Annotated in this window: 7 protein-coding genes; all 7 read right to left on the bottom strand. The window is 61.3% G+C overall.

What is annotated here, in order from left to right:
- Nucleotides 1–1,349 (bottom strand): EAL domain-containing protein (locus AC04P6_RS01535; protein ID WP_475564833.1); only part of this gene is annotated, 1,349 nt, incomplete at its 3' end.
- A gap of 260 nt (nt 1,350–1,609) precedes the next feature.
- Nucleotides 1,610–2,164 carry a thiamine phosphate synthase gene (locus AC04P6_RS01530; protein ID WP_475564832.1) on the bottom strand — a complete coding sequence of 185 codons (555 nt, stop codon included), beginning with the start codon at nt 2,162–2,164 and terminating at the stop codon, nt 1,610–1,612.
- Nucleotides 2,165–2,216: 52 nt separating this feature from the next.
- Nucleotides 2,217–3,431 (bottom strand): 2-iminoacetate synthase ThiH, encoded by a 1,215-nt coding sequence (gene thiH / locus AC04P6_RS01525; protein ID WP_475564834.1) that lies wholly within the window; start codon nt 3,429–3,431, stop codon nt 2,217–2,219.
- A gap of 41 nt (nt 3,432–3,472) precedes the next feature.
- Nucleotides 3,473–4,258, bottom strand: a complete 786-nt coding sequence (locus tag AC04P6_RS01520; RefSeq protein ID WP_475564831.1) for a thiazole synthase — start codon at nt 4,256–4,258, stop codon at nt 3,473–3,475.
- Nucleotides 4,255–4,887: a sulfur carrier protein ThiS adenylyltransferase ThiF gene (gene thiF / locus AC04P6_RS01515; protein WP_475564830.1), complete on the bottom strand. Its 633-nt coding sequence runs from the start codon at nt 4,885–4,887 to the stop codon at nt 4,255–4,257. Before thiF ends, AC04P6_RS01520 begins: the two co-directional genes overlap by 4 nt.
- Nucleotides 4,887–5,087, bottom strand: coding sequence for a sulfur carrier protein ThiS (thiS, locus tag AC04P6_RS01510; RefSeq protein WP_475564829.1), 201 nt, complete (start codon nt 5,085–5,087; stop codon nt 4,887–4,889). The genes thiF and thiS overlap by 1 nt, the downstream gene beginning before the upstream one ends.
- A gap of 230 nt (nt 5,088–5,317) precedes the next feature.
- A partial coding sequence (gene alr, locus AC04P6_RS01505) for an alanine racemase (RefSeq protein WP_475564828.1) occupies nt 5,318–6,034 on the bottom strand: 717 nt, incomplete at its 5' end.

The raw sequence follows: 6,034 nt of genomic DNA, 5'->3' as shown, positions 1-6,034 counted from the left end.
CACACCTTGAAGCCCAAGCTCCTGAAGCGGTCGATCTCGGCCCTCATGTAGTCGAAGTCACGCCCGATGACGCTCTCCGTGATTTCGATGTTGAGCATCGAGCGGGGGAATCCCGATGCATCGACACGCTTCCTGACTTCCTCGACGATGTCGCACGATTCGAAGTCCGTGCGGGAGATGTTCACCGACTCGGGCACGATGTGCAGGCCCGCCTGCTCTTGGCGCTTGAGCTTGTCGAGGATCTGCTCGATGACGTAGAGGTCGAGCTTGTAGGCCACCTTCGCGTCCTCGAGTATGGGCATGAACTCATCCGGAGTGAGCAGCCCCTTCACCGGGTCGTTCCAGCGCGCGAGCGCTTCCTCGTCGCAGACGAGGCCGTTCGCGGAGCGGATGATCGGCTGGTGGAATATCTCGATCCAGCCTTCGTGGAGGGCGCGGTCGAGGTTGCCGATGATGCGGTGCTCGAGCTCCGTCTGCGCGAGCATGGCATCGTCGAAGTAGCTGTAGCCCGACGAGCGCGTGCTCGTGATCGAATAGCCGGCGGCCTTGGCCCTGTCGCATGCGGTGCTTATGCCCACGCGCTCGTCGCGCGAGAGGTAGATGCCCACGCGGAGGGGGAGCATCTTGCCGTCATTGGCGTGCTCGCAAGCGCGGAACACTCTTTCGATGCGCGGTTCGAGGTCTTCGGACGATGTGTAGATGGCGAAGTGGTCCTGTGCGAAACGCCCGCAGTTCTCGTAACCGAACTCCTCCGCGAGCGCCTTGGCCACGGCCTTGATGACGCCATCGCCTTCGGTGAAACCATGCAGCTCGTTGAAGCGCTTCATGCCGTTTAGGTTCACGAAAAGAATGGCCGGCTGGTCGCCCTCGTCGAGCATGCGGCTGTAGCCCGCCTCGGCCAGGTCGAAGAAATGGGTCATGTTCGGCAAGCCCGTGAGCGTGTCGTAGTAGTTCGTGTGCTGCATGGATTCGCGTCGGAAGGCTTCGTTAAAGGATCTGTGCAGCTCGTCGTCGAACGCCTTGCCCGCGGGGTCGTAGGCGCATTCGTCCGTGTACCAGACCACCGCCAGGCGCGTTCCATCCTCCGCGTCCACGTGCTCGCCGCGCGCATGAACGATGCGGTACTCGTCGTCTTTCTTCCAGCGGTAGACGACGTCGAGCTCGGTGCCCTCCATGGCGAAGTGCAGGGCCGCGTCGGAGATGCGGGCGACATCTTCCGGGTGCGTGTCCCGGTACATATCCTTGTCCATAAGCTCGCATGCGTCGGCCGGCTTGTCGAAGCCGAGGAGGCTGGTGAGCCCAGCGGACACCGCGAGCGCGCAAACCCTGTTATCGACGAGTTGGTACACCGCGAAAGGAATGCGCGAACACTCGATGAACGCCCGCGCAGATTCGGTGAATTGATATGTGCCAGCTGCTTCCATCCAGTGAATCCTTCGTCCCACGTTTCCGAGTGTTCACGCTGGTAGCATTACAGTCTGCTGCGATCGATTATACCTTTCGCAACTGCCTCGTGGCATTCGGTTTCCTAGGCGTAAGTTATGGGCGCCTGCCTGGCGTGGTGGTTTTTGCCCCCAGCTAATGCGAGACATCCGTCAAACCAAGCACCTTATTGCCGAATAGCCATAGCTGCGGACATGGTGCAAGAGCCCACGGCACCTACGGCTCGTACGGCGGCGATGCGCTCGGGGTCCAGGTTTATGCCGCCGACTGCGTAGACGGGCACGCTGCCAGCGGCTGCGCAAACTTTGCTCAGCATCCGCAGGCCGCGCGGGGGAAGGCCTGGCTTGCAATCGGTTTCGTAGATATGGCCTGTCATCAGATATGTCGCGCCGAAGCTGCATGCTTCCCGCGCTTCGGCTGCGGAATGCACCGACAAGCCCAGGCTCGAAAAACCAGACAGCGCTTCTTTGCCAAGATCGCGCGCCAAGGGAAGCGGCAGATGCAAACCATCGGCGTTCAAGTCGCGGGCGATGCTCTGGTGAGAGTGCACGACGAACGGCACGCCCGCATTGCGGCAGATGAATTGCACGTCGGCGGCAAGCGTCCGATACGCGGGTTCGTTTAGGTCCTTTTCGCGTAGCACCAGCATGGCGGGCCTCATGGCGCACACGCGTTGCACCTGCTCGAGGAACGGACGTGCGCAAAGGGTCCGGTTTGTCACGACTATCGTGTTTTCGGGAAACATCGTCCCGCCCAATACAGCGGCGTTCACGTTAGCCAACGTAGACATAGTCGTTCATCACGGGTTGCAAACCATTGGCCACAAGCGCTTGACACATCTCGTCCACGCCGCGCGTATCGTCGGTCTCGAACTGCTCGTCGCCCACGTCGGCCAGGCCTTCAGCATGCGAGCCCACGCCCGTTTTGGCACCTGCCGACACTTTGGTGGCCGCGATGCCCGCTAGCGCGTCGCGCACGCGGGCGCATTCGCGCGACGACACGGTGATGGATGCGAAGGGCATGATCAGGCGATATGCGCATACCGCTTGCAACAGCTGCGCTTCGTGCACGTCTTTGGGGTTGATGGCCTCGTTGTTGATGATGGGCCGCAGGCGCGGGCATGAGAACGCGATCTCGGCATGAGGGTATTTGCGCTGCAACGTCCAGGCATGCATGCCGCACGCGAATGCGTCGCGCCGCCAGTCATCGAGTCCTAGAAGTGCAGCGAAACCCACACCGCGCATGCCTCCCTTAAGCGCGCGTTCCTGCGCGTTGAAGCGATAGGGATAAATGCGCTTGTGGCCGGCCAAGTGCAACGTTTCGTACTTGTCGGAATCGTACGTCTCCTGGAACACCGTGATATAGTCGGCGCCGCATTCGTGCAGGTAAGCGTACTCGCCGGAGTCGAGCGGGTACACCTCTAGGCCGATCACCTTGAAGTGGCGACGGGCGAGTTTGATCGCTTCGCCGATGTAGGCCACATCGGAATGACGACGACTCTCGCCCGTCAGGACGAGAATTTCCTGCAGCCCCGTTGCGGCAATAGCGGTCATCTCGGCCTCTATCTGCTCGGCGTTTAGCTTCGCGCGCTTGATCTTGTTCGTGCAGTTGAAACCGCAATAGATGCAATAGTTTTCGCAGTAGTTGGCGATGTAGAGCGGCGTGAACAGGTTTACAGAATTGCCGAAGTGGCGCCGGGTTTCCTCGCGCGCTGCCTGGGCTATGTCTTCCAGCAGTGGCTGGGCCGCCGGCGACAGAAGCGCAGCAAAGTCGTCCAGACTGCGGTTGTCGTGCGCGAGCGCAGCAAGCACGTCGGCCTGCGTGAATGAGTCGAAATCGACACGGTACATGCGCTCGCGCACCGCGTCCATGACTGAGCTGCCTATGTCCTCCATATCGGGCAGCAGCTCCATATGGTTCGTCCGTACCCGCTTGTGATCAGCCAAAACGCGATCGTTCAATAGGCTTTCGTTCACATGGGCGCTCATATCGTTCAATGTTGAATCCTTTTCCGGCGTGCGTGATGACGCTAGTCGTGAAGAAAACCCGTAAGCGGCGAAGATGCGCTTGCGCCATGTTCGCGCACGCGCCCAAGCCCTGCCAGATACGCCTGGCGGCCAGCCCGGATGGCAAGCTTGAACGCCCCGGCCATGGCGCATACGTCGCCCGCCGTGGCAATGGCCGTGTTCGCCATGACGGCTGCGGCGCCCATCTCCATGGCCTCAGCAGCCTGGCTGGGGCGTCCGATGCCGGCGTCTACGATAACGGGCAGGTCCACCTCGTCGATGATAATCTGGATGAACTCGCGCGTGGCCAGGCCTTTGTTGCTGCCGATAGGGCTTCCCAACGGCATTATGCAGGCTGCTCCCGCATTCGCCAGGTCGCGCGCCGTGTTCAGGTCGGGATACATGTACGGCATGACCACGAAGCCCTCGTTGGCAAGCGTCTCACACGCGCGCACCGTTTCGGCGTTATCGGGCAGAAGGTACTTGGAATCGCGGATGACCTCGATCTTCGCGAAGTCGCTGCCGCACACCTCTCGCGCCAAGCGTGCGATGCGCACCGCCTCTTCAGCATTGCGCGCACCCGACGTGTTGGGCAGCAGCGTGACGCCTTCGGGGATGTAGTCGAGGATGTTTGCCACGCCGCCCTCGTTCGCTCGTCGCAGCGCCAGCGTGATGATCTGCGCGCCCGCGTGCTCGACGGCAGCCTGAATGAGATCGAGCGAATACTTGCCCGACCCCAGGATAAAACGCGAGTCGAACTCGTGACCGCCCAAAACCAGCTTGTCCTGCGACGTTGCTCCGTTGGTCATGAAAGCTCTCCCTCTATGATGAGCTGCGCGATCAGGTTCGCCTGATGGTTCGCGCAGATGGCCACGCGCGGTGCCATAAGGCCGAACCCTGGCCTCGGCGCGCTCACGCCATCGCCGCACAGCCAAAAACGGTCCGTTACTTTGCGCGTGACAATGTCGTTGCTGCGCCCGTATCCCGCCATGCCCGTCGCCGCCACCAACACTGCGTGCGGCAGCCGCTCAGTCACAGCGTCTACCAACATAGCCTTGTTCTCGGGCACATCGAAAGCCTCGCACACAATTTGTGCGTCCGCGAACAGTTCCTCCACGTTGTCGGGCGTTACGCGCGCGCACGTGGCGCGCACGTCCAGATACGGGTTGATGGCCTTCAGATTCTGGGCCAGCACTTCGGTTTTTGCCATGCCTATCTGATGGGCGAAATACTGCTGGCGGTTCAAATTGGTCACGTCCACCGTGTCGAAATCCACCAGATGCAAATGCCCCACGCCGATGCGCGTCAACGACACGGCCACATTCGAGCCCAGACCGCCCAGCCCCGCAATGGCGACGCGCGCGGCATCCAGCCTCTCCTGCACCTGTGCTCCGTGCCGCTGAACCAGCGCGTCATGTATCTGCTGCTCGCTCAGCATCAGCCACCTCCAACGAAGCTCACGATTTCCATGACGTCCGCGTCGTGAAGCTGCGTTTCTCCGTAGAGGCGCTTGGGGCAAATGGCGCCGTTGAGCTCGACCGCCACCAGTTCAAGACGGTAGCCTCGCTGCTTGACGAGCTGCAACACGGTGAACGGTTCGTCAATGCGGACACGCTCGCCGTTCAGAGTTATGTCCATGGCTGCCTCCCTTCAAACAACAAAAGGCCCACGAAGCAACCGCACCCAAGGTGGTGCGCCCCTTCGTGAACCCACGCGTTCACATTGGAGCCGATAATAGCACGATTGCAGCGCATCGGGCCCAACAGACCGACATGCGGAAAATCGATACCTCGCTAACGGACATGCTAACCACCCCAATCAGCTGCCAAGGTCGTTGCCATTGGCTGATGGCGTTGGCGATACGTGTGCTAGAAACGCAGCAGGAGCTCCTTCTCGACCACCTGGCCGCCCTTCAGGTACATGCGCGGCACGCGCTTGCTGACGGCGCAGACAAGCTCGTAGGGGATGGTCTGCGCAACGTCTGCCATGTCCTCGATCGGGTTGTTCTTGCCGAAGATCTCCACTTCGCTTCCCACGCCCACGGACTTCTTGTCAGTGAGGTCGATCATGCTCATGTCCATGCAGATGCGCCCGCACTGCTGCGCCGGGCCCTCGGAGGTCATCACGACGGCCTTGTTCGACAGCGAGCGCAGGAAGCCGTCCGCATAGCCGTAGGGGAGCACGCCCATGCGCGTCTTCTTGGTGGTCGTGTACAAACCGCCATAGCTCACCTTGGTGCCGGCGGGATACGACTTGATGGTCTGGACGGCGGTCTTAAGCGACATGACCGGGCGAAGCCCCAGACCCTGCGCGTATTCGCCGTAGCCGTAGAGCAGCAGCCCGGGACGCACCATGTCCATGTGGGTTTCGGGAAAGCGCGCCGTGGCGCCTGTGTTCGCGCAATGGCGGATGGCGAACGTATAGCCGAGCTTGGCCTCGGCAGCTTCGATAACGTCCTTGAACAGCTGGAACTGATGCTGCGTGTAGGCAAGCGCCTCGTCGCCCTCCTCGTCGGACACGGCGAAGTGGGTGAAGATGCCCTCGGCCTTCAGACCGGGCATGCAGCATGCCTCGACGATGCCCTG

The sequence above is a fragment of the Denitrobacterium sp. genome (genome assembly GCF_056180635.1).
Note: the sequence above shows the minus strand (reverse complement) of the source record. Positions and strands in the feature narration are given on the sequence as shown.

What these genes read in the sequence shown, in the direction of transcription:
- thiH (WP_475564834.1), bottom strand. Translation starts at nt 3,431, where the DNA reads ATGAGCGCCCATGTGAACGAAAGCCTATTGAACGATCGCGTTTTGGCT.
- thiF (WP_475564830.1), bottom strand. Translation starts at nt 4,887, where the DNA reads ATGCTGAGCGAGCAGCAGATACATGACGCGCTGGTTCAGCGGCACGGA.
- thiS (WP_475564829.1), bottom strand. Translation starts at nt 5,087, where the DNA reads ATGGACATAACTCTGAACGGCGAGCGTGTCCGCATTGACGAACCGTTC.
- AC04P6_RS01520 (WP_475564831.1), bottom strand. Translation starts at nt 4,258, where the DNA reads ATGACCAACGGAGCAACGTCGCAGGACAAGCTGGTTTTGGGCGGTCAC.